This is a genomic window from Prevotella sp. khp1 (assembly GCF_900102205.1).
Lineage (GTDB): Bacteria > Bacteroidota > Bacteroidia > Bacteroidales > Bacteroidaceae > Prevotella > Prevotella ruminicola.
Window position 1 is genome coordinate 301,001 of the sequence record NZ_FNJZ01000004.1, and the last position, 24,198, is coordinate 325,198.

Here is a 24,198-nt window from a genome sequence, read left to right on the forward strand (position 1 = left end):
TGTGAACTATCTCGTTACCAGCAAATTGCGTGCCATTAATTAATACTGTATGCCAAACCGTCGTGGGTGTTAATGTAATCGATGAGCTTATTCTTCACGTCGATACCCTCGCGTTTGCTACGCAGTAGCACGTGATGCTTACCACTTGAGTCGCGCAACTGGAAGAACAGTTTGGTCTTACCCGGGTTCTCGTTTATCAGCTCCGTCAGGTCGTTCACCAACTCGTCGTTCACCTGGTCGGTCATCAGCGAGATGGTGATGCGGTCGATGGCGCGCTCCTTAATGGTCTGCAGGAACTCTACACCGCCTATTTTCAGGTCTTTCGGGCCATTTTCGTTGTACATAAATCGGCTCTTAACCTTACCCGTTACATACACCGAAGCACCGATTGAGAACATACCTGCGCGCTGTCCCCATTCCTCGCCCATCATGAAGATTTCGCCCGAACCGTCGAAGTCCTCGATGGTAACCACACCGTAGGGTTTGCCCGTTTTGGTAAAGCCTGTTTTCTGGGCCGTTACAATACCGCCCAGTATCACATCCTCGCGGTCTGCCAATTTGGCGATGTCTGCCAATTCTGTACATTTGGTGTTGCACAGGTTGTCGAGGATAATCTTATATTCGTCGAGCGGATGGGCCGACAGATAGATACCTACCAGCTCGCGCTCCTTGTTCAGTCGTTCGATGTCGCTCCAGCGGATGTCGTTCTTGGGTGGCTGAGGCTGAGCTATCTCCACACCCTCGCCAAACATGCCGAACAGCGAGTTCTTCATCTCGGCCTGCTCCTGCTGGTACAGCTGTCCGTAACGGCACAGCATCTCAATAAATGTCTCACCCTTGGGGTTCTTGGCAAAGTAATCCTCGCGACGGATGCCGAAGCTGTCGAAACCACCGCTCAGTGCCAGCGATTCGAAGGCCTTACGGTTCACAGCCGAGAAGTTTACGCGCTGGGCAAAATCGTAGATATCCTTGTACGGACCGTTTTTCTCGCGCTCGTCGATAATCGAGAGTGCAGCCGAATCGCCCATACCCTTGATGGCACCCAGACCGAAACGGATTTCGCCATGATGGTTCACACCGAACTTCTCGTACGACTCGTTCACATCAGGGCCCAGCGTGGCTATACCCATCTGCTTGCACTCATCCATCAGCTTGGTAATTTCGGTAATCTGGTCGCGGCGGCGGCTCATGATGGCAGCCATGTATTCGGCAGGGTAGTTGGCTTTCAGATACGCCGTTTGATAGGCCACCCACGAGTAGCAGGCTGCGTGCGATTTGTTAAACGCATACGATGCAAACTTCTCCCAGTCGGCCCAGATCTTCTCCAGCACCTTCGGGTCGTGACCGTTCTTCTTACCGCCCTCGATAAACTTAGGCTTCATGGCGTCAACAATATCCTTTTTCTTCTTACCCATGGCCTTACGCAGGGCATCACTCTCGCCTCGGGTAAAGTCGGCCAGCTGACGTGAAAGCAGCATCACCTGCTCCTGATATACCGTAATACCGTAGGTATCCTTCAGGTACTTCTCCATGCAGTCGATATCGTAAGTAATGGGCTCGCGGCCGTTCTTACGGGCGATGAACGATGGGATATAGTCCATAGGTCCCGGGCGATACAGGGCGTTCATGGCAATCAGGTCTTCGAACACCGTGGGGTGCAGCTCGCGCAGGTACTTCTGCATACCTTGCGACTCGAACTGGAACGTACCTACGGTGCGGCCTTGCTGATAAAGTTCGTATGTCTTGGGGTCGTCGATGGGGATGGTGTCCAGATCCACATCGATGCCGCGTGTTCGCTTGATGTTGGCGCAGGCCTCTTTCAACTCCGACAGGGTTTTCAGACCCAGGAAGTCCATCTTGATCAATCCGGTAGATTCAATCACGTGTCCGTCGTACTGCGTACAGTTGGTCTTGGTGCCCTTAAAGTCGGGGTCATCGGCCGTTGATACGGGTACGTGGTCAGATATCGGGTCGCGACAGATAATGAATCCGCAGGCGTGGATACCAGTACCGCGCACGGTGCCCTCCAGCATCTTGGCATACTTCATGGTGTTGGCAATATGCGGGTCGGTAGATGCTTCGGCCTCCTGCAACTCGGGCACAGCCTTGATGGCGTTGGTCAGGTTCATCTTCGGCGTTTTACCATCTACTTCGGGCAGTCGGTCGGGGATGGCCTTACACAGGGCGTTTGATATAGCCAGCGGCACATTCTCTACACGGGCTACGTCCTTGATCGAGTTCTTGGTAGCCATCGATGCGTAGGTGATGATATGTGCACAGTTCTCGTGCCCGTACTTATCCATTACCCACTTCAGCACTTTTCCGCGGCCGTCATCGTCGAAGTCGGTATCGATATCAGGCAGCGAGATACGGTCGGGGTTCAGGAAACGCTCAAACAGCAGGTCGTATTTCAGAGGGTCGATCTTGGTGATACCCAGACAGTAGGCCACCACACTACCGGCAGCCGATCCACGACCGGGACCTACCATCACACCCAGCTCGTCGCGGGCCGAGTTGATAAAGTCCTGCACAATCAGGAAGTAGCCTGGGAAACCCATCGTCTTCATAATGTGCAGCTCGAATTTTACGCGCTCCTCAACATCCTTTGGTATGGGGCTGCCGTAGCGTCTCTCGGCTCCTTCGTAGGCCAGTTTAGCCAGGTAGTCGGCTTCGAACTTGATACGGTATATCTTGTCGTAGCCACCCAGTTTTTTGATTTTCTTCTCGGCGGCTTCGGGGTCGAGCGGGTTCTGCCCGTTCTCGTCGGTGGTAAACTCCTCAAACAGCTGCTGCTCGGTGAACTTCTGTCGCCACTCCTCCTCGGTACCGAAGCTCTCGGGGATAGGGAAGAAGGGCATAATTGGGTCGGCATCCAGACTGTAGGTTTCCACCTTATTTAATATCTCCACGGTGTTGGCCAGCGCTTCGGGCACATCGCTGAAGATGTCGTTCATCTCCTGCTGGGTCTTGAACCACTCCTGCTTCGAGTACAGCATACGTGTGGGGTCGTCCAGATCCTTACCCGTGGCCAGACACAGCAGGTGGTCGTGGGCCTCGGCATTCTCCTTGTCCACAAAGTGGCTATCGTTGGTGCACACCAGCTTTACGCCGTACTCCTTGGCCAGTTCAATCAGCACCTTGTTGGCCTGCTGCTGCAGGGGGAAGGTTTCGCGGTTGGCGCGAATGTTCGGGTCGGTCACCTCGTGGCGCTGCAGCTCCAGATAGTAGTCGTCGCCCCACAGGTTCTTGTGCCACTCGATGGCTTTGCGGGCACCCTCGATGTCGCCTTTCAGGATTTTGGCAGGCACCTCGCCGGCAATACAGGCCGAGCACACAATCAGATCTTCGTGATACTTCTCCAACTGCTTGTGGTCGGTACGCGGACGGTTGTAGAAACCATCCACCCACGAGTTACTTACCAGCTTAATCAGGTTCTTGTAGCCATGCTCGTTCTTGGCCAGCACTATCAGGTGGTATCCACCCAGGTCTTCCTTGCCTTCTTTCAGCATCATGTCGCCTCGGCGTGCCACATACATCTCGCAACCAAAAATGGGCTTAAAAGGTTCAAGTCCGTCTTTTTTACGCTGTTTGTTCACACCGTTGCATATGTCGTGAAATTCCTTAATGCCGAACATGTCGCCGTGGTCGGTAATGGCCATACCCTTCATGCCATCGCCGATAGCTTTGTCTACAAGCTTTTTGATACTCGACTGTCCGTCGAGTATCGAGTAATATGTATGTACGTGCAGATGTACGAAATCTTCCATCGTTTTCTCTTGAAATGCTTATTTTTGTGGTCCAAAGTTACGCCGATTTTTCGAGATTACCAAAAGAAAAACGTGAAAAGTTTGTAATTCTCGTATAAAAGATGTACCTTTGCACCCAGAATTGAAACAATCGAAAGTAACTGATGGGAGAAAGAATAAAGAAACTCAAGAAGATTAGAATACATCGCGAAGGTACTAACGAGTTGACGCTCAGTGCCTTGGCGATTGTCGGCATAGGTTCATTACTGTGGTACGGATTGGACACAACCATTCCGTTCTGGATTTTTGTGGCTGTGTTTGTTACCGCATGGTTTATTGCACTTAACTTTTATCGTTGCCCAATCCGCTATTTTAATGGCGATACCGATAAATTGGTGGTGGCTCCTGCCGACGGAAAGATTGTAGTGGTTGAGGAGGCCGAAGAGAATACCTATTTTCACGATAAGCGACTGATGATTTCGATTTTTATGAGTCCGCTTAACGTGCATGCCAACTGGTATCCGGTTGATGGTAAGGTAAAGTTCGTGAAGCACTTTAACGGCAACTATCACAAGGCTTGGCTGCCCAAGGCCAGCGAGGAGAACGAGCATGCCGACATTATGATTACCACTGCCGACGGTCAGGATATCCTGGTGCGCCAGATTGCTGGTGCCATGGCTCGCCGTATCGTTACTTACGCCAAGGATGGCGAGGAGTGCTATATCGACGAGCACCTGGGTTTTATTAAGTTAGGTTCGCGCGTAGATGTGTACCTGCCACTTACTGCCAAGGCTACCGTTACAATGAACCAGCCAACCACCGGCGATCAGACTGTCATCGCCAAATTGGCTTAATGTTGAATGGTCAATGTTCAATGTTCAATGATTAAGAAGCATATCCCTAACACGATAACCTGCTGCAACCTTATTTCGGGCTGCATAGCAACGCTGTACGCCTTCGAGGCTAACTTTGATATGGCGCTGCTGTTTATCATCATCGGTGCTGTATTCGATTTCTTTGATGGCATGAGTGCCCGTTTGCTGGGAGTTTCATCGCCTATCGGTAAGGAGCTCGATTCGCTGGCCGACGATATCACCTTTGGCTTTGCCCCATCGGCTATCGTGTTCAGTTATCTTTGCACCTTCCACACCCACTTGGTTTGGATGCCTTACCTGGCATTTGTGATGGCTGCTTTCTCGGCCTTGCGACTGGCCAAGTTTAATCTCGATGAGCGCCAGGCATTAGGCTTTATCGGTCTGCCCACACCTGCCAACGCGCTGTTCTGGGGTTCGCTGGTTTGCGGACTTACCGAGTACGAGGTAGCCTTTGATGGTTTGGAGTGGATTATTCTGGTTGGAACCTTTATCAGCTGTTATCTGCTGATTGCTGAGATACCTATGTTTGCCCTCAAGTTTAAGCACTGGGGGTGGAAAGGCAACGAGATTAAGTACGTGTTTGTACTCTCGTGTGTACCCTTGTTACTCCTGTTGGGAGTAAGCGGCTTTGCGGCCATCATTGCATGGTACGTAGTGCTGTCGGAGTTTGCTAATGTAACTAAAAAGAAGTAAAAGATGGTCTTTATGAAGACTTTTGTGGCCTTTATTGTGTTTGGCTTCATTGCCCTGGCTGTTATCGCTATCATCGTTATTAACGTGTTGTATCGCAACATGAAGCGTATGCGCGAGGATGTTGAGGATTATATGTACCGCCGCGGTCGTCGACAGGAGGCAAAGGAGCGTAACCCCTTTGGCGAGGATTACTTTAAGAGTGCTAAAACCGGTAAGACAACCACACGAACCACCTACAGAGACAAGCAGGGCAATGTGCATGAAGAAACTTATGTTGACGGTGAAAGAGTAAATAAAACCACCCGTAGAACAACTACGAGTGGTGGTGTAACTATTGTAGACGAGCGCCCCGATGAAAAAAAGATTTTTGAAAAGGGCGACGACGAATACGTTGAGTTTGAAGAGGTGAAATAATACCTTAGTTGTGAACTAAGGTACCAATCTGTTCGCCATCCATTACCTTTTTAAGATTGCCAACTACGTCCATGTTGAATACGTAGATGGGCAGGTTATTGTCCTGACACATGCAGATAGCTGTAAGGTCCATCACCTTCAGTCCGCGTGCCAGCACCTCTTTGTAGGTAATATCCTCGAACTTGGTAGCTGTAGGATCCTTCTCGGGGTCGGCAGTGTAGATACCATCCACGCGGGTGCCCTTCAGCATCACGTCGGCCTCAATCTCAATACCGCGCAGGCTGCTGCCAGTATCGGTGGTGAAGTAGGGCGAACCTGTACCGGCTGAGAAGATGCACACGTAGCCAGCCTCCATTGCCTCGATGGCCTTCCACTTGGTGTAGAACTCACCGATAGGCTCCATGCGGATAGCGGTAAGCACCTTGTTCTTAACACCCACAGCACCCAGAGCCGAGCTCAGTGCCAGCGAGTTGATAACGGTGGCGCACATACCCATCTGGTCGCCTTTTACACGGTCGAAACCCTTCTGTGAGCCCGAGAGTCCACGGAAGATGTTACCACCACCAATCACGATACCAATCTGCACGCCCATGCCTGCTATTTCCTTAATCTGATTGGCGTAGTCGCTCAATCTCTCAGGGTCGATACCGTAGCCCTGCTTGCCCATCAGGCTCTCGCCCGAAAGCTTTAACAGAATTCTCTTAAATCTTGCCATCTCTTTAATTTTACTATTTCACTATTTACTATTTTACCATTTAATGTTCAATGGTCAATGTTCAATGACAAAAACCACTTCCTTGAATCGGTACAGATGTGCTATGCCGCTGGCATCCTGCAGCATCAGGCGGCCGTCGTCGGTAGTGCCAACCACGGTGGCCATAAAGCGCTTGCCGTTGGCTTCGAACGGGTGCAGTCCCTCGCGACGGTACATACGGTTCATGTACGCCTGGTGTATGCCCTTGTTTTCGATGGCGCGTTGCAGTTCGTCGAGGAAAGCCGCCAACAGCTCGTCGCGATCGGTGTCGCGGCCTGTCAGCTGTTTGATGGATACAGGGTTGGGTGCATCGCTCTTAAACTCCGTCTGGTTCACATCCAGTCCGATGCCGATAATGCAATCCTTGATACGACGGCCTTCCAGTCGGTTCTCAATCAGCACGCCGCATATCTTCTTGTCGCCTACGTAAATGTCGTTAGGCCATTTTATTTCGGGTGTTTGCGGTATGTAGCGCTGCAAGGTGTTGCACAGGGCTACCGATACCATCTGGGTAATGATGAACTGTGTGCGTGCCGATACCTTCTGGGGGTGAATAAGCACCGAGAAAAGCAGGTTCTGGCCCCGCTCGCTCTCCCATGTGTTGGAGCCGCAACCCTTTCCAGCAGTCTGAAAATCAGCCACAACCACCATCACACCCTCGCCGTTTTCCTTCATCCAACGGTTGGTAGAATCGGTCTCATCAACGTGCACTATCTTAAATTCCATCATATTCCGAGTGCAAAGTTAGTTATTTTTAGGCACGAATTTCACGAATTTCACGAATTTTTTTATTATTTCGTGTTAATTCGCGTAATTCGTGCCTTATTTTATTTACCTTTGCAGTATGGAAGAACAACAAAAAAAAGACGAACGCTACATGCAGATGGCGTTAGACGAGGCCCATTTGGCACTCGAGGCGGGCGAGATACCCATTGGTGCCGTGGTGGTGTGTAAGGATAGGGTAGTGTCGCGTGCGCACAACCTCACCGAAACGCTGTGCGATGTTACCGCCCATGCCGAGATGCAGGCCATTACTGCCGCTGCCAACACGCTGGGTGGCAAGTATCTTACCGAGTGTACACTGTATGTTACCGTTGAGCCCTGCACTATGTGTGCCGGTGCCATCGGTTGGGCGCAGATACCCCGTATTGTGTATGGTGCCCCCGACGATAAGCGTGGCTACCATCTGCTGGCTCCCCATGCATTCCATCCCAAGGCCCAGGTAACCCAGGGGGTGTTAGAGGACGAATGCCGCGAGTTGATGCAGAACTTCTTCAAGGCCAAACGCTAAGATTCTAACTGTAGCACTGTAGCGCTGTAGCGCACTGAAAAAAAAATAGCGGGACTTGCTTTTTATGGCAAATCCCGCACTTCTTTTTATGGTATTGATATTAAAAAGTTATTTTGCATCCTTAGTTGGGTCTCTGAAGGCATCGTTGTAGTCGGTCTCCCACTGTGGGATGGCCCATGTCCAGTTAGGATCGCTGGTCTTAACGGTTACAGCGATGGCAACAGATGCGCTACCACCCTTGGTAAGAGCCTTACGCGAAATCTCCTTGTTCCAACGCTTGTAGTCGCTGAAACCGAAGCCCTCGCCCCAAAGCTCCAGGCGACGGTAGTTCACAATCTCGTCGAAGAGCTCCTCACCTGTCTTCTCGCAGGTGTAGTTGGCATCACGTCCGGTCTTGGCATTCAGCTCAACCAGTGCAGCCTGTGCGGCAGCCTCGTTACCCAGGAAGTAGTTAGCCTCGGCCTCGATCAGTACCATCTCAGATGAGCGGATGAATGGCAGGTAGCCTACACCTGGAGTGTCGAATACGTAGAACTTGGTCTGTCCACCTACGTAGTAGTAACCAGGCTGGTATGGGCGGTCCATGCTGCTGGCAGCCGATGAGTTGTGACGGTTCTCAACCCAGGCGTCAACCTCGTTCCAAAGATTGTCGTTGCTGAAGCCCATGATACCATAGCTCAGATAGTAGTTGTCTGTAACGGTTGGATCGCTCAGGTCGAAGTTCTCGAACTTGTCAGGTGTAAGGAACAAGCCCTTACGAGCGTCGTTGTCGGGAATCTGGTTGGTCAGCTCGATGTCGATTGAACCGGCACCACAGGCAGTGTTGTTGGCATAGTAGCCGTTACAAGAGTACTGCGTACCGTAGCTCCAGTACCACATGTTCTCCTGAGCGTCGCCGTAGCTACCGAAAATCCACTCGCTGGTTGGCTTGCAGAAACCGGCATAGTAATCGGCATTGCTCATCAGGGCATAACCCTTGCGAGCCAGAGGTGCGTGTGTAAGGGCTGTCTGATAGTCCTGCTTTGCCAGGGCAGCACGTGCGTAAACAGCGTGCGCTACGTTCTCGTTGGCAATCCAAATCTCGCTGGTACCACGGTTCATACCGCTCTGCTGGAACAGAGTGATAGCCTCGTCAAGATCCTTGTAAATCTGGGCATAGCACTCAGCCATAGTAGCCTGTGGCAGCTCGCCTGTTGACTCATCAAGGCGCAGACAGATACCCTTGGCACTGCCGTTGTCGCTGTCCTGCCAGCGTGGAGCATAGTAGTGCAGCAGCTTCTCGAAGCTGTAAGCACGGAATGTGAGTGCCGAAGCCTTCTCGAATTTCTTCATCGACTCTTCGCCAGTGGCGTCGTCGATACGAGCGATGATGGTGTTAGCCTGTCCTACCAAAGTATAATAGTAGAACCAGGGGTAAGCATCGTACGATGTGTTGTTACGCAGAGAGTACTGCAGGTTCATGATAGGAGCCCAACCCTGTGCGTAGTAGTTGTAGAAGTAGTCCTGACTGGCGTAGTTCTCGTACAGGGCGATGATGCGGTTCTCGCCGGCACACCCCTGATCCCAGGCGGCCTGCTGAGTGCTCATGGTTTTGGCAATACCATTCAGGGCCTTGTAGGCGTTCTCGGTTGTGGCTACAGCGTCATCAGCCGAAATCGACTCGGTAGGAGCGGTGTTCAGATAGTCCTCGCCACATGATACCAATGCGGGAGCGCTAACCAGCATGAAACCCGCCATGATGTTGCTAATATATTTTTTCATACTTCAATATTCCTTTAATAATCATTAGAAATTAACATTGAGTGAGAAGTTCCAAACGCGGGCTGTTACGTAGGTATCGTCCGAACCACCAGTAAAGTTGTACTGTGGGTTCATACCCTTGCGACCAGTCAGAGTGAAGAGGTTCTCAACACCAGCGGTAAGTGTGGCACCGTTGACACCTGCGTTCAGGCAGGTAAGCCACTTCTTAGGCAGACTGTACGACAGACTGATGTTCTTCATTACCAGGTACGATGCGCTTGTGAGCCAGCGGTCGCAGGTAGCGTTGTTCTTCGAACTCAGGTTGTAATCCATGGCAGGCACACCGTTTGAATCAATGCGGTTGGCCGATGTCTCGGTCATACCCTCGGGCACACCGTTCCAGGCCTTCAGAGCATCCTTGTGCAGAGCCGAACCGCTCGACATGGCGTTGGTGCTCATCAGGGTCTGATAAGTGTAGTCGATGGTCTTACCACCCAGGCTGTAGGTAGCCAGGAGGCTCAGTGTCAGGTCCTTCCAGCTTACGTTGCCGTGAACCGAACCGTAAACGGTAGGAGCAGCAGTGCCGTGGAAGTCGCGCTTGCCGTAAGCTGTATCGGTAGTATAGTCAACACCGTTGAGGGTTACCAACTCGCCCTGCTGGGCAGCAGTTTCCTTCTTCTCAGGATCGAGTGTGTAAAGTGAACGACCGGTCATCTGATCGACACCCTCGAAGTGATAGGTGTAGAAGTCGTACAGCGAACGACCCTCGGTGTAGTTGTGTACACCCGACAGGATGTTGTCGCCGTTAGGCAGCTTGATAATCTTGTTCTTGATGAATGTAGCGTCCAAACCTACGTTAACATTCCAGTCCTTCTTCTGCAGCACGTCGGCATCAACTGAGAGCTCGATACCGCGGTTGGCGATGGTACCGATGTTCTTGTTAACGGTCATGTTGAAGTATTCGCCGTACGAGAACGAACCGGCCGACAGAGGCAGACGAACAGCAAAGAGCAGGTCCTTGTTGCGCTTGTCGAAGTAGCCGATGCTGAAGTTCATGCGACCGAACAGGCGACCCTCGATGGCTGCATCTACAGTCTGAGCAGTCTCCCACTTAATGTCATCGGCGCTCAGGCTCTGCTTCATCAGGGCACCCTCGCCACCGTTCTTCTCAATGTAGTAAAGGGCCTGGTAGCCATAGTAGTTTACACCGGCATCGTTACCCACCTCACCGTACGAGGCACGAACACGCAACTGGTTAACCCACTTTACCGTGCGCAGGAACTCCTCTTTCTTGGCATTCCAGGTAGCACCGAACGAGAAGAAGTTACCCCAGCGGTTGTTCTTGTGGAAACGCGACGAACCATCGCGGCGCAGCGATGCATCTACATAGTAGCGCTGATCGTAGTTATAACGTACGCGAGCCAGGTACGACTCGGTAGCATACTCGTCGTTGTAACCATTCAGGTATGAGTTGTTAAGGAAGTTGCTTAATACATAGATTCCATCAGCTACCATCTTGGTGTTCATACCCATGAAGTTCTCGGTCTGGTAGTGAGTGTTCTCGTGACCTACCATGGCATCGATGTGGTGATTGCCGTACTCGTGACCCCAGTTCAGCAACTCCTGCATGGTGTAATCCTCGTACTCGTTGCTGTAGTTGCTCAGTCGTCCGCCGTTTGCAGCACCATCACCAATCTCGGGGTTGTTGTACTGCTGACGTGTAGATGAACGGTGCGACAGGTTACCCTTAACGGTTACCGAGAAGTCGTATGGCAGGTTCAGTGTCAGGTAAGCAGTACCGTTCAGTACGTTACGCTTACGTGTATCCTGGTCCTTGCGCAGCTCGTAAGCAATGTTACGGTTGTCAAGATAGTCAGATTTAGTATCATATACATACTCGCCATTCTGGTCGGTGGCAATGCTGCCGTCGACATTGTGGCTGTAGATAGGATAGATAGGTGCCATGTAACGGGCTGTGCTGAATGGGTTGCTATAAGCGGTACCCTTGGCATTGTCGTTAAAGTGGCGGGTTGAGATGGTACCATTCAGGTTTACACCAGCAGTAAAATACTTGTTAGGTGTAAAGGTAGAGTTTACGCGGGCTGTGTAGCGCTCGTAGTCGCTGCTGATAATGTAACCCTTCTCGTTCAGGTAACCTAACGATGCGTAAACGTTGGTCTTATCGTTAGTAAAGTTACCGCTCAGGATGTACTCCTGACGCTGACCGGTACGCTCAATGTTTTTCTCCCAGTCCAGGTCGGTGTAGCCATCCAGTACGTTAGCCACAATGTTGCCGTCGGCATCGAACAGCTGGTCGCTGGCACGGTCCCAGATGTTCTGGTGCATCACGTCGCTAGCCAGGTGGGCACTGGCATAAGCCTTAGCCTCGTCCTCGCTCAAGCCCATCGAACCGGTCATAGCCCAGTTCTTCATGGCCTTCCACGATGTCTCCATGTAGTCGTTCACACCCAATCGGTCGTACTCCTTGATACCACGGTTGTAGAAACCATGGTTAATCTTCAGGTCGATAGATGAGTTACCCTCGTGCGAAACACCGCTCTTGGTGGTGATGATAACCACACCAGCCGATGCACGGTTACCGTACAGAGCTGCAGATGCAGCATCCTTCAGTACCGACATGGTTTTGATATCCTCGGGGTTCAGGTCGGCAATATTTCCGTTGTAGATGATACCGTCAACAACGTAGAGTGGGGTGTTCGAACCGTTGAGCGAACCGATACCGCGGATGCGGATGGTAGGCTCGGCACCTGGCTCACCGTAGGTATTGTTTACCTGCACGCCAGGGGCAGCACCCTCAAGTGCGCTGGTAACGTTCGAGGCGATACGCTTCTCGATCACCTTCTGGTCAACGGTCGAAACCGAACCGGTAATACTCTGCTTCTTGGCAGTACCGTAAGCCACAACTACCACCTCTTCGAGTGTCTCGGTGTCGGGCTTCATCATTACGCGCATACCGTTAACGGCCTTCAAGGTCTCGGTCTTGCAGCCCAGGTAGGTAATCTCAATCATGTCCTTACCCTCGGGCATGGTTACAGTAAACTGTCCGTCATAGTCTGTGATGGCGCCAGTACCTGCACCCACAATCTTGATGGTAGCGCCGATAATGGGCTCACCATCCTCCTGTGAGAGTACTGTACCTGTAACTTTTGTCTGTGCCAGCGCTGTTCCCACAAAAAGGAACAGGCTGACGATGAACATCGTTAGTCGTTGTTTCATAAAAATCTCTCTTTTTAATAATTATATGTTATACCTGTAGTCTCAATCTCTTCCTTTTTTTGGACATAAGGTCCCGTTTCGGGCCTGCAAAATTACTGTATATTATTATAATAGGCAAATAATTTTATTAAAAGAGGGTTATTTTCTAACATATTTTAACCATTTTAATACAAATGGTATTCAAAAAATCAATCTGAAAGCAGTTTTTCGCGGTTAACTTACACTTTGCTCAGCTAAGGTTGGTTTTTGATATTAAATTGTTATGCATAAAATATGCAATAATAACAAATCCCCTCACCGGTTAGCGAAGGGATTATTTTCAACTGTAGCACTGTAGCGCGTAGCAAATTGCAGTTTATTTCCAGTTTTCAATTTCCAATCCTTGCATCCGTTCAAAATGCTTAAGATTTGAGGTTACAAGTGTTAGCTCATCTCAATATTTTCGTTGCGCAGCATGTCGGCATAGTCTTCAGTGGTCATGTCTCCACCCCAATCGTTGGAAAAACCTGCAAAGATGTCTTTTGGCTTTTTCTTAACGACAACTGCTTTCTTCATCGACTTGACTAGTTTTGAAATCAAATCGATTTTATCCTCATTTGGCAATGTTTCCAGTATATCCATGTAAACATCGCTGGCTTTAAGTGTTCCTATCATATTCTTTAATATATAATTCCCGCTGCAAAGATAAAACATTTATTCGAAAACTGCAAGAATTTAATTACAAAAAAATCGCGGGGCTGCTTTGGATGGCAAACCCCGCGAAGTGATTATTTGTTGTTCGGGAATTACGAGAGATTATGGGTTCTGCTCGTTATCCTGGATGTGAGAGTTCTCCTGCATCTCCGACTGTGGAATCTGGTAGGTCCAACGTGGGTCGAGTGCGGGAATCTCGTGCAGGTAACCAGCCAGGTGGTTGCTACCCTCGTAGTTACGATTGATACCCTTGTTGTTACGCTTCAGGTCGAAGTAAGCAAAGCCTTCGCCCCAGAGCTCGATTCGACGCTGCAGCAGTACATCGTCGACAGTAACTGATGCCTCGTTCCAGCTTGGCTGACGGTTCTGCATGAGCTCCTTGAGTACGGTGGCAGCCTCGGTGTTCTTACCCTGGCGAGCCAGTGCCTCGGCCTCAATCAGTACCATCTCGGCAGCACGCATGTAGATGTAGTCCATTGTCCAGCTACCATCGTTACCGAACTTCAGGTTAGCGTATGGCAGACGTGCACCAGCTGTAGGCTGAGTCTTGTCGCCCTCTGGACCGTTGAAGAGTGCCTTACGATAGTCGTCGTCGGCAATCTTGCTGTACAAACGAGCGTCGATCAGCTTAGAGCAGTAGCTCAAACCAGCATAACCAGGAGCCAGGTTAGAGATGTGTGAGAAGTATGAAGCATAAGCTGTCTGAGTTTCGCTAGTGTGGTTGAAGCCCCACATTACGTCGCTGGCAGTTACGTCCATAAATCCATCCATCAAGCCCTTCTGTGTGCGCTGGCTGTAACCGGCGCGTGCTGATTTAGCTGCAGCTGCAGCCTTGTCCCACTGCTGTGTGAGCAGGTAGTAGCGGGCCAGCAGACCCTGAGCCACGCTCAGGTCGATGTAAGCCTTACCGCTCTCACCTGATGGGCGCTTGTAACCAGCGCTCAGGTTTTCAACAGCGGCCAGCAGGTCCTTCTCGGCCTGATCCAGAACCTCACCAACGGTGTTACGACCCTTCAGAGCGTCGAGCTCGTCGAGTGTGTAACCGTCAGAAGTAGTAAGAATCAGAGGTACACCAGCAGCAGAGCGGTTGATGCTACCATCAGCGTTCATATAGGTCTGGAAAATCTGTACCAGGTAAGCGTAGGCATTACCACGGATGGCGAGTGCCTGACCCAGCAGACCCTTCTCGTCGGCTGTCTTACCGCCCTCGGGATAGAGGCCGATAATTTCGTTAGCCTTTGCGATATCGGTGTAGTGGAAACCCCACTCCTCACGTGTACGACGGTAGGTGTACATGCGGTTATCGAAATCGTAGTCGTAGCAGAACCAGTGGAAACCGTTTACGGCGATATCCTCACTCATCATATCCTTAGCCAGCAGTGATGACATGAGTCCGAAAGAGTCGTGTGAACCCTGGTACTCAACCTGCCATGACCACATACCGTTAAGGAATACATCAGGATTGCGTCCGGCTGCCTCACCAGCAGTCTCAGCGTCGAGATGACGTGTATATTCTGTATCAAGATAGTCGCTACCGCAAGAGGCGAGTGCCAGGGTAAGCAGACCCATTGACATATATTTTAATACTTTCATATTTACTTTCTTTTTTAATTGTTGATGATTAGAATGCAACGTTCAAACCTACAGAGTAAGAGCTGAGGGCTGAGTAACCAGCGTACTGGTTGTAACCGCTGAAGCTGTAACGTGGGTCGAAGCCCTTACGCTTTGACTTGAGCCAGATGTTGTCACCTGTGAGGTAAACGCGTACGTTGCTGATACCTGCACGTGTGAGCCACTTCTTAGGCAGTGTGTAACCCAGTGTTACGTTACGCAGGCTGAAGTAGTTGCCCTTAGTAAGGAAGTAATCTGATGAGCTATCGATACCAGCGTTCTGGTCGCCGAAGTTCAGAGCAGGAATGTTGCTTGTGGTGTTGGTAGAAGTCCAACGGTTCAGCATATCCTTGTGGAAGTTCTCACCGTTGTCGCCAGCGTTCATCAGTGTAGCATACTGTGCATCCCATGCCCAGCCACCCAGCTGGAAGGCTGTAGATACTGAGAGGTCGAAACCGTAAGCAGTTACAGTTGTTGAGAAACCACCAGTGAGGTCGGGGATAGCGCTCTTACCAGTCTGACGCAGAGTAGCCTCAGATGTGGTGTTTACGAGCTCGATGCTCTCTACAATCTCGTCGCCGTTAGCGTCGCGCATTACGTTGCCCTCAGCGTCGGTCTTGTAAGTGTAGTGGTTGTACTGTGGCTTACCAGTAGTAGCGTCAACACCTACGTACTCGTAGCGGTACCAGTCGTACAGGCTGCCACCGAGCTTACGCCAGTAGCGTCCGGCCTGATAACCGTTGGGGAATTCAGAAGCGGGCTTGCTGTCGGGCAGCTTGGTGAGCTCGTTCTTATAGTGAGTAAGGTTCAGAGATGCATTCCAAGTAATGTTCTTGTTCTTGATGATATCACCGCTAATCTCGATTTCGAAACCAGTGTTCTTCATGTTCATCTCGTTGCGCCAGATGTAGTTAGGCTTACCCTCAGAGGCAGCGAGTGGGCTCTGATAAAGCATGTCGCGTGTCTCCTTGATGAAGAAGTCGAAACCAACATTCAAACGACCCCAGAACGAAGCCTCGACACCAGCGTTGAAGTTACGGCTCTTCTCCCATGTTACATCGGGGTTACCACGCAGCCACTTGCTGAATGCAGCAGCACCGTCAACACGGTTTACTGTGTACAGGTCGCTGTAAACGTGGATCAGGTCGGCACCGTTCTCGTCCAGAAGGTGGTCGTTACCCTGTGTACCGTAGCTTACCTTCAGCTTCAAGCTAGAGAGCCAGTCGACATCCTTCAGGAATGCCTCCTCGTTCAAACGCCATGAACCACCAACGGCCCAGAATGTACCCCAACGGTTGTCCTTGTGGAAACGTGAGCTACCATCGCGACGGATGCTGGCTGTGAGGTAGTACTTGTCAGCGTAGTTGTACTCGCCCTTCAGGAAGTAACCCTCGAGTGCATACTCCCAAGAGTAGCTGGTCATATCCTGATACTGAGCTGCGTTAGCAAACTCTGGGTTTGTAGGATCAGAGAACTGAGTCATCTGACCGTAGAAGTAACGGTACTTATCGTTCTTGTTCTCATGACCGAGCAGAACGTGTACGTTGTGGTCCTTACCAAATGTGTGGTTCCAATCCAGCAGCTGGTTAACGTTCAGGGCACCCTTACGGTAAACCTCCTTGTAACCACGGCCACCTACGTTCTTGGCGTCACCACCAATTGGAGTCATCAGCTCGGTGTACCAGCCGTTGTAAACGTCGTAAGCTACGTTGGCAGTGAACTTGAAGTCGTTCAGGAACGACCACTCGAAGTAGCCACGTGAGCTGATGTTATCGCGCTCGTTGCGCTGGATGTTAGCCTCGGCAGCAGCCAATGGGTTCTGCTCTGAAGCGTATGGACGTACATACTCTGTACCCCAGTCGTACTGGCGGTTACCGTTCTCATCCAGCCACAGGCTACCGTCGTTGTTGTACAGGTAGATAGGATAGATAGGAGCGATGTTCTGTGAGAACATGAAGATGTTAGAGTAGTTGCTCTGAGTGTCACCGAAAGTCTTGTAATCGGTGTGTGCGTATGCGATGTTACCACCTACGCGGATGTTCTTACCAATGTTCTGGTCGATCTTAACACGGCCGTTGTAACGGTCGAAACCAGAACCCTTCATGTAACCCTCGTCCTTCAGGTAACCCAGTGATGCGAATACCTTTGTTGCATCGCTACCAGAGGTGATGGTTGCTGTGTACTCCTGACGAGCACCGTGCTTGAATGGATCCTTGCTCCAGTCGTCGGTCCACTTGCGCTGTGTAGCGGCAGGGTTGATCTTACCGGTTGTAGGATCGATGAGCTGGTTGTCGGCCACACCCTTGAATACGTTGTACTTCAGGTTTCCGTCGATCAGGTGCTCGGCAGCATACTTTGATGCGTCGGCCATACCCATCTGCTCAACCAAGCTGTTACGATATGACTCGTACATCATCTCGTAGTACTGACCAGCGTCGGTAATCACGTCGTAGGTAGGAACGCCACGGGTGTTGAAACCGTAACGAGCGTCGAAGTTGATGTTTACCTTACCAGCCTTACCGCTCTTGGTAGTAATCATGATTACACCGTTAGAACCACGAGCACCGTACATAGAGTTAGCGGCAGCATCCTTCAGGATGGTCATGGTCTCGATATCCTGTGTGGGGATAGAGTTCAGCGACATTTCGTAAGGTACACCGTCAACAACGATCAGAGGCTGCTGGCTGGCGCTGATTGAACCGATACCACGGATACGAATCTGAGCGTCGGCACCAGGAGTACCGTTGGTTGATGTGATCTGTACACCGGCTGCAGCACCCTCGAGTGCCTTACCAAGGTTAGATACCTGCATCTTCTCCAGCTTCTCGCCCTTTACAGTAGCGGCCGAACCGGTGAATGATGACTTCTTCTGTGTACCGTAGGCTACAACGATAACCTCGTCAACCACCTGAGCGTCGGTTCTCAGGAATACGCGCATACCAGGCTTAGCCTTAACGGTCTTGCTCTCATAGCCCAGATAGCTGATTTCGAGCTGATCCTTACCCTCGGGGAGGGCTACGGTGAATCGACCATTCACGTCGGTCAACATACCAGTGCTGGTACCAACCACCTTAACGGCAGCACCGATGATGGGCTGTCCGTCTTCCTGTGAGAGTACTGTACCAGTAACTTTTGTCTGTGCCAGCGCAGCTCCTACAAACAGGAACAAGCTGACGAAAAACAACGTTAGTCTTTGTTTCATAAAATTCTCTCTTTTGTTAATTAATAATGTTTATAACTTTAAAATTCTCTCTTTCAAATACTGGTAGTAGCTGGTTATTTATGCAATAACTATTAATTTTGCACGTTTTTGCCACTTTCGGGTTGCAAAAATAGTGTATAATCTCTAAATAAACAAATAATTTTATTAAAAAGGGGGTATTCTATAACATATTTTAACTGTTAACGAGTGTTACTTGACTAAAATCAATGTGAAAGTAGAATTTAGTGGTTAACTTACACTTTGTAAACTGCAGGTTTGGTTTTGATGATAAATTGTTATGCATAAAATATACGCTTTGTTAAGATTTCTTCTTTTTGTTCACGTTCAGTGGTGTGCTTTTGGGGTAGGCGATGGTGTAGGCGGTGTCGAGGGCGCGCAGGTCTATCTGGTAGTAGCTGATGCCTGTTCGTACGGCTACGATGGCGCGCAGCAGTTCGCGATGGGGGCGCGGGTAGAGACCAGGCGGTGGGAGCTGGTCCCAACCGGCCTGACAGCAAAGGTGGCATACTTGCCATATAAACTCGGGGGTGGCCTCGCCACCAAACCATAGTTGCAGTACCCTGCGGATGCAAAAGCGCTTGCAGTGCAGATGGCAGTAGCGGCGCGTGCGGCGCAACAGTCGCCACAGGGCCACAAACGTTTCTTGTGTGTTATCAATCGTATTCATAATGTTTAATCTTTAATGTTTAATGTTTAATCTTTAATGTTTAATGTTTAATCTTAACGTAGTGGGCTGAGGTTTCGTCGTAGGCGATGTGGCCGCGGGCTTGCCAGGTGCGAAGGGTGCTGTCGCCGGGACCGGGGCGGCCGGCTTGTTGGCGCATCTGCAGATACTGCTCGCGGGTAAACTCATCGGGTAGCAGCTCCAGCAGGTTCTGCGGCCCCGAGTGGCGCTGCAGTTCCTGTTCGTCGTTCAGTTCCTTCTCAAGCTGGGTTCCAAAGTACAGCATCTTGCACCATAGGTTATACTGCTCGCTCCAGCGCACAAACTCGGCTATCGATTTGTCCCACCGGTAGCCATGGGCCACGTACAGCACCATACCCTTAAGCCAGGCTATCACGTTGGCACGGTACGACAGCACACGGTAGGCCTCGCTCTCGTACAAGCGGGCGGTGTCGGCATTCTCCTGCTTCAGGTCAAGTGCCAGCTTCCGGGCTTGCGGGCACTCTATCAGTCCGTTGGCAGCATCCAGACGGTCGATATAGGGTTTGAGCTCGGCGGCAAAACGGTCGTCGTAGATACCCAGGATGGGTGCCTCGTCGTCGTCTTCGATGGGACGGATAATGGTGGCCACATCCAGTCGGCTCACTGTGCCATCGTTCACCATCTTATAAAAGAACTTGCGCGCGTTGGGTGGGGTGGTACTGGCGTTGAAGTTCCAGCGCAGCGGTGCTATGCCCGATACGCTGTCGGCACCCACACGCTCCTGACCTGCCATCGAGTTGTCGAAAGCCTTTCGTATCAGCAGTCCCACCTCGTCGGCCTTATGGCTCGATGTCACCTTCTTCAGCGCCTCCACCTCGTCTACGATGGTGTAGATATAGCGCTCGCCGTTGTTGTTGGCATCCACCACGCGCTGGTTAAACACGGCATCGGTCAGGTTGTCTATCAGCATCTGAATGCAGATGTCGGCGGGGCGCGGGTCCTTCTTCTGCTTGCCCGTGGGGTTCTTCTGTTTCCACTCGGCCTCGCGCTGGCGACTGAGCAGGTCGCGCTGGCGTATGTCCTCCATGATATACTCGATGGGCTTTTTGATCGAGCCCTTACCCACGCTCTGTCGGCCCACCAGCAGGTTCATAAACGTGGCCTCGTGATCCACGTTGTCCCAATAGCGGAAGTGTACGCCATGCAGATGGGCGCCCAGGGCAGGAAACACGGCACTGGCCACAGCGGGCTTGTAGTACCACGGCACGTTGCGGGTTAGCAGTTTTATCAATGGCGGCAACCGCTTGGGCATGGGTGGAGGCGTGCTTACGGTACCCCCGCAGGCCTTTACACCTTGCTGCTCCTTGAGTGCCTGCAATACCTGTTTCAGGCGCAGGGGCATGCCGCGGCGAGGCTCTTTCAGGGCGTTTTCGAGTGTGTGCAGGTATTCGGTGCGGTCGGCATCGGTGCAGGTGCCATCGGGTGCAGCCCAGTAGTTGGGTACGATGGCCTGCAGGCCCTCCAGACTGTAGCCGCAGATAGAGCGCAGGGTAACGGCCAACTCGAAGGTGAGTGCGTTCCTATCGCCCACCACCGGCAGCTTGCCACCGTTAAACAGCTCCCAATACTTCGCGATAATATCCGAGAAAGCCATGCCGTTGTATTCTTTTTGCAACGGAATACAGGACTTTAGGATTTTTCCTTCTTGGAAATTGTCAACGGAATCAGTCTTTGTGACTGGGCCCTGTCCCTTGTCACAACTTTCCGAGGACGGGAGTTCAAAGATGGCATCATCCAGATAAATCAGCTGCTCGGTGCCGGTGGTGAAGAACACGCGGGTGATGTCCTTGGCCTGGGCATCGTAGTCCACGCCTAGCAGCTGGGCGGCCCACTGCAGGTTCTCTACCTGCGACATGTGCGGCCGTCGGGTAAACACCAGGTGGTAGCCACAGCCGCGGGCACTCTCCTCAAGCATCCCTAAGCCCAGCTCATCCTTCTTGTCCAGGATGCGATCGCGAACGGCGGGCATCTCTTCGGCCGATAGGTGGTCGATATCCATACCCACGGTATTGCTCATACGGGTGCTGCCGCGCAGTGTGCCGTCGGCATTGGGCAGACAACTGTAGTTCATCTGCACCAGCCGGTGCTTCAACGTCTCGTTGCCGCTGCGGATGGCGGCCATCAGTTGCTGCTGTTCGTTACTGCCGCGCAGGGCCATATACTCTGCGCGGGTGGTTACGGGGCGCATCATTTTCACCCCGTCCTTTAAATAAATAATGTGTGTGCTCATAGCCAATCTTTAATGTTTAATCTTTAATGTTTAATGTTACACCCGGTCGATGATTTCGTCATCCGTTGGGTAGCTGGGGGCGAAGAAGTGTTCGGCCTCCCATTGGCGACGGGCTACCAAACCGGGCAACTTGCGACCGCCGGCATACACCCATCGTTTAAACTGGCGCTGGATGGCAGCCTTGCTGCCGCCTTGGCGGATGGTGCGTAGCAGGGTTGACTGCTTCAGCCGTCCGATTCCCACGTTAAAGGCAAACGATGTGAGTGCCTCTAGTTGTGCCTCGGTGCGTGCCACGTGCAGGCGTCGCACCTGTCGCATCACCTCGGTGGCATCCTGTAGCAGCCAGTCGCGAGCCTGCTGGGGGCTGATGCGGTCGCCCATGCGCACACCGCGTGTGTGTCCGTAGCCGATGGTAGGCACGCCGCCCTCGTCGCGATAAGCGCTTAGTCGGCATCCCTCCATCTCCATCAATTTCTGTAAAAGTGTGTCTGTAATCTGCATAGTATAATGTTGATACTTCGTATCGAGCCCTCTCACACTCGGCAAAGCTCAAGCAAGCTTGGCTCTGCTCTCGCTTAATCGAGGCCTTTAATGTTTAATGTTTAATCTTTAATGTTTAATGTCTCAAAGGTTAGGGTATCCCAATTGCGAGTTAAGGTACTTCAGTCCGGCCATGGTCCACGTCATGTACACTTTGATTTTGCGCTTGCCTTTCAGCGAGTAGTCGATGTGTGTACGTTCGGCGGTGTAGCCCCTACCCAGCAGGTGTTCGGCCAGGTGCCATCGGCCGTGGGCGCGGTACTGAATGTTCATGTCGGCCAGCACGGCATTAAAGTCGCGGGTGTTCATGTTAAACGTCTTGGCCACCTGCGTGGCGGTGAGTGTATCCTCGGCAGGCTCGTTCAGCATGCGCAGTCCCGTACCCACAATCTCATCCGCCATCGCCAGTATCTGTTTCTGAACGCCCAACGATGGAAGTTTTCTTAGGCACGGATTAACACGGCTCTCTTTTAGAGAGACGCTGCTTTCTTCATCGACATAAGCCGTGTCCTTTTTAAAAAAGGCCGTGTCATCCGTGCCAAAAATAATCCGCTCGCGTTCCAGTTGCTCCCAGCGCAGAACGAGACGGGCGCGGGCCTCGTCGTTAAACTTGGTAGCGATGTAGAACGTCTCGGTCTTGGTTAGCTGGTAGCAGGGCATCAGTCGACCTCGACTGTCGGTATATTCAATCAATCGAAAATTTGATTGATTAACTTTCTGCCACGCGGGTTCCATTTTTCGGATGGCCTCCATTACGTGACAGTGTTGCTTACGGGTTACTTCAGCTATTTCCAGCGAAGTCATCATGTGTTGGTTCTCGTTTACTGTTTTAATAATCATTGTTTCCATAATTGTGTGTATTTTAAATTGTTAATAATATTTTTGGGGGGCACGGATGACACGGCTCTCTTTTAGAGAAACGCTGCTTTCTTTTCATTGATAACAGCTGTGTCTTTATTTATAAAGCCGTGTAAATCCGTGCCTAAGAATAAATCCGCTCGGCCGTTCCGAGTCGGGTTGGTGTGGCAGTAAGATTGAGATCGCGTTGTCGTTGATTGACGCTTCACTCGCCATCGCAACTTGTTTGCGGTGGCAAAAGTATGGCAAAAAATAATGCGCTCCAATTTCTTGGAACGCATTCGGTAACAGTTTTCGGTAAGTGTTGTAGGTTTCGGTAACTTTAGTACTAATACTTACCGAAGTTCGGTAACAGGTTCGGTAAAACTAAGCCAATTCTTTAATTAAAACCGTCATCAGCTTCAGTTCGCGGTCGGCAGCACCCTGCTCCTCCCACTTGTCGATACTCTTTCGCATGTACTCATGATTACTGATGGTGCGCTGCACACTGCCTTCGCCACATACAAACCTAAACGTAGCGGGTAGCTTTAAGGCCTGGGCCATACGCTCAAACTCGGCAACTGGCTTGTCATAACTGTATTTATCGCGCATCACGCAATACACCACTGCCCAGGCCGATGCTGCCCAAAACAGATGACTGCACTGGATAACGGCTTCGGTCAGGCGCTCATACATGTCGGGCTGGTGCTGCTTCTGCTTGGCTTTAAACTGGCGTACCACCTCGCCGCAGTGCTTTACCGATACGTGCGGCGCACTCAGGTTGCACACCATGCGCCCGCAAAAGCGCACATTCATATCGGCCGTTAGTTCGCATGGCTGGTACTTGTCGTTGGCGGGCAGCAGCCAGTGGCGCCCGCAGTCGTCAACGTAATACACCTTCAACAGCTCCTCGCCGTCGATGCTTGCCATCACCACCTCGCCGCTGTTTACCCGTTGCGTGCCCTCAATCAGTATCTGGTCGCCGCTGTAAATGCCCACGCCGGTCATCGAGTCGCCATCGGCATCCACGATAAACACGCTGCGCCCGCGTGTAATCTCGCTGGGCAATAAAATCATCTCGGGTGGCAGTTGGCCCATCTCGTTAGGCAAACCGCAACTTACTCCTACCTCGTAGTAGGGCACGGGTGTGTCGCACACCAATCCCATCGGCCACTGACCGATGCTACTAAAATTTCTCATGTCGATTAATTCTTTAAAAGTTTTATTTCACAATATAATCCATAGTCGGCGCCGTTCCACAGGTCGCCAAACGGCTGCAAAGATAAATACTAATTTTCAAACCGCCAAATGTTTTGCGAGAAATTATCACTTAAACACAATCATATCGGCCAGTTGCAGGAAGTAATCGTTGCTCCAGATGTCGAGTTCGCGCTTGTCGATGATGTAAGGGATAACATCGGCTTTTACTACATCAATGTCTGCTTTAGAAATACGTTCCTTTAGGAGTTCCAAAAAGAGTTCCTTTGTCAGGTCGATATCATTAAACTCCTTTGTACGCACTCTCAGATGATCAAAATCCAATGCCACGCGATTTCGAACATACCATTCGAAATCGTACCAGTCGCGCCCCTTTATGCGATTCTTCCA

At 51.2% G+C, this 24,198-nt stretch carries 17 protein-coding genes and 1 pseudogene; 4 read left to right on the plus strand and 14 right to left on the minus strand.

Annotation, left to right across the window (positions count from 1 at the left end):
* Positions 1 to 35: 35 nt before the first annotated feature.
* Complete coding sequence (dnaE, locus tag BLR73_RS12315; RefSeq protein WP_091862411.1) at positions 36 to 3,767, minus strand: DNA polymerase III subunit alpha; 3,732 nt, start codon at positions 3,765 to 3,767, stop codon at positions 36 to 38.
* 143 nt (positions 3,768 to 3,910) lie between these two features.
* On the opposite strand from dnaE, the gene BLR73_RS12320 reads away from it, so the two are divergent.
* The 3 genes from BLR73_RS12320 to BLR73_RS12330 are packed head-to-tail and all read left to right on the plus strand — an operon-like array spanning position 3,911 to position 5,728.
* The gene (locus BLR73_RS12320) at positions 3,911 to 4,600 is read left to right on the plus strand and encodes a phosphatidylserine decarboxylase family protein (protein ID WP_091862413.1); all 690 of its coding nucleotides are present in this window, start codon (positions 3,911 to 3,913) and stop codon (positions 4,598 to 4,600) included.
* Positions 4,601 to 4,627: 27 nt separating this feature from the next.
* The gene (gene pssA / locus BLR73_RS12325; protein WP_091862415.1) at positions 4,628 to 5,314 is read left to right on the plus strand and encodes a CDP-diacylglycerol--serine O-phosphatidyltransferase; all 687 of its coding nucleotides are present in this window, start codon (positions 4,628 to 4,630) and stop codon (positions 5,312 to 5,314) included.
* Between the two features lie 12 nt (positions 5,315 to 5,326).
* Positions 5,327 to 5,728 (plus strand): DUF4834 family protein, encoded by a 402-nt coding sequence (locus tag BLR73_RS12330; RefSeq protein WP_176763688.1) that lies wholly within the window; start codon positions 5,327 to 5,329, stop codon positions 5,726 to 5,728.
* 4 nt (positions 5,729 to 5,732) lie between these two features.
* Here the strand turns inward: BLR73_RS12330 and pyrH are convergent, their stop codons facing one another.
* Positions 5,733 to 6,443, minus strand: a complete 711-nt coding sequence (gene pyrH / locus BLR73_RS12335; protein ID WP_013065609.1) for a UMP kinase — start codon at positions 6,441 to 6,443, stop codon at positions 5,733 to 5,735.
* Between the two features lie 54 nt (positions 6,444 to 6,497).
* Entirely contained in the window at positions 6,498 to 7,211 is a 714-nt protein-coding gene (locus BLR73_RS12340; RefSeq protein ID WP_091862421.1) for a biotin--[acetyl-CoA-carboxylase] ligase, read from the minus strand.
* A 115-nt stretch (positions 7,212 to 7,326) separates the two neighbouring features.
* On the opposite strand from BLR73_RS12340, the gene BLR73_RS12345 reads away from it, so the two are divergent.
* The gene (locus tag BLR73_RS12345) at positions 7,327 to 7,773 is read left to right on the plus strand and encodes a nucleoside deaminase (RefSeq protein ID WP_091862424.1); all 447 of its coding nucleotides are present in this window, start codon (positions 7,327 to 7,329) and stop codon (positions 7,771 to 7,773) included.
* A gap of 108 nt (positions 7,774 to 7,881) precedes the next feature.
* On the opposite strand, the gene BLR73_RS12350 is transcribed toward BLR73_RS12345, so the two are convergent.
* From BLR73_RS12350 to BLR73_RS12400, 11 genes and pseudogenes are all read right to left on the minus strand, one after another.
* Positions 7,882 to 9,534: a RagB/SusD family nutrient uptake outer membrane protein gene (locus tag BLR73_RS12350; RefSeq protein WP_091862427.1), complete on the minus strand. Its 1,653-nt coding sequence runs from the start codon at positions 9,532 to 9,534 to the stop codon at positions 7,882 to 7,884.
* 24 nt (positions 9,535 to 9,558) lie between these two features.
* Positions 9,559 to 12,750: a SusC/RagA family TonB-linked outer membrane protein gene (locus tag BLR73_RS12355; protein ID WP_091862429.1), complete on the minus strand. Its 3,192-nt coding sequence runs from the start codon at positions 12,748 to 12,750 to the stop codon at positions 9,559 to 9,561.
* A 423-nt stretch (positions 12,751 to 13,173) separates the two neighbouring features.
* On the minus strand, positions 13,174 to 13,404 hold the full coding sequence (locus tag BLR73_RS12360; protein WP_091862432.1) for a hypothetical protein: 231 nt from the start codon (positions 13,402 to 13,404) through the stop codon (positions 13,174 to 13,176).
* A 141-nt stretch (positions 13,405 to 13,545) separates the two neighbouring features.
* Positions 13,546 to 15,036 carry a RagB/SusD family nutrient uptake outer membrane protein gene (locus tag BLR73_RS12365; RefSeq protein WP_091862435.1) on the minus strand — a complete coding sequence of 497 codons (1,491 nt, stop codon included), beginning with the start codon at positions 15,034 to 15,036 and terminating at the stop codon, positions 13,546 to 13,548.
* A 28-nt stretch (positions 15,037 to 15,064) separates the two neighbouring features.
* Complete coding sequence (locus BLR73_RS12370) at positions 15,065 to 18,256, minus strand: SusC/RagA family TonB-linked outer membrane protein (RefSeq protein ID WP_091862438.1); 3,192 nt, start codon at positions 18,254 to 18,256, stop codon at positions 15,065 to 15,067.
* 319 nt (positions 18,257 to 18,575) lie between these two features.
* On the minus strand, positions 18,576 to 18,944 hold the full coding sequence (locus BLR73_RS12375) for a hypothetical protein (RefSeq protein ID WP_091862442.1): 369 nt from the start codon (positions 18,942 to 18,944) through the stop codon (positions 18,576 to 18,578).
* 40 nt (positions 18,945 to 18,984) lie between these two features.
* The gene (locus tag BLR73_RS12380; protein WP_233456397.1) at positions 18,985 to 21,213 is read right to left on the minus strand and encodes a hypothetical protein; all 2,229 of its coding nucleotides are present in this window, start codon (positions 21,211 to 21,213) and stop codon (positions 18,985 to 18,987) included.
* 36 nt (positions 21,214 to 21,249) lie between these two features.
* The gene (locus tag BLR73_RS12385) at positions 21,250 to 21,714 is read right to left on the minus strand and encodes a lysozyme (RefSeq protein ID WP_091862448.1); all 465 of its coding nucleotides are present in this window, start codon (positions 21,712 to 21,714) and stop codon (positions 21,250 to 21,252) included.
* Between the two features lie 123 nt (positions 21,715 to 21,837).
* Positions 21,838 to 22,602, minus strand: a complete 765-nt coding sequence (locus BLR73_RS12390; RefSeq protein WP_091862451.1) for a Rha family transcriptional regulator — start codon at positions 22,600 to 22,602, stop codon at positions 21,838 to 21,840.
* A 375-nt stretch (positions 22,603 to 22,977) separates the two neighbouring features.
* On the minus strand, positions 22,978 to 23,790 hold the full coding sequence (locus BLR73_RS12395; RefSeq protein ID WP_091862454.1) for a LexA family protein: 813 nt from the start codon (positions 23,788 to 23,790) through the stop codon (positions 22,978 to 22,980).
* Between the two features lie 126 nt (positions 23,791 to 23,916).
* A pseudogene (locus tag BLR73_RS12400) lies at positions 23,917 to 24,198 on the minus strand (nucleotidyl transferase AbiEii/AbiGii toxin family protein); the annotation flags it as partial.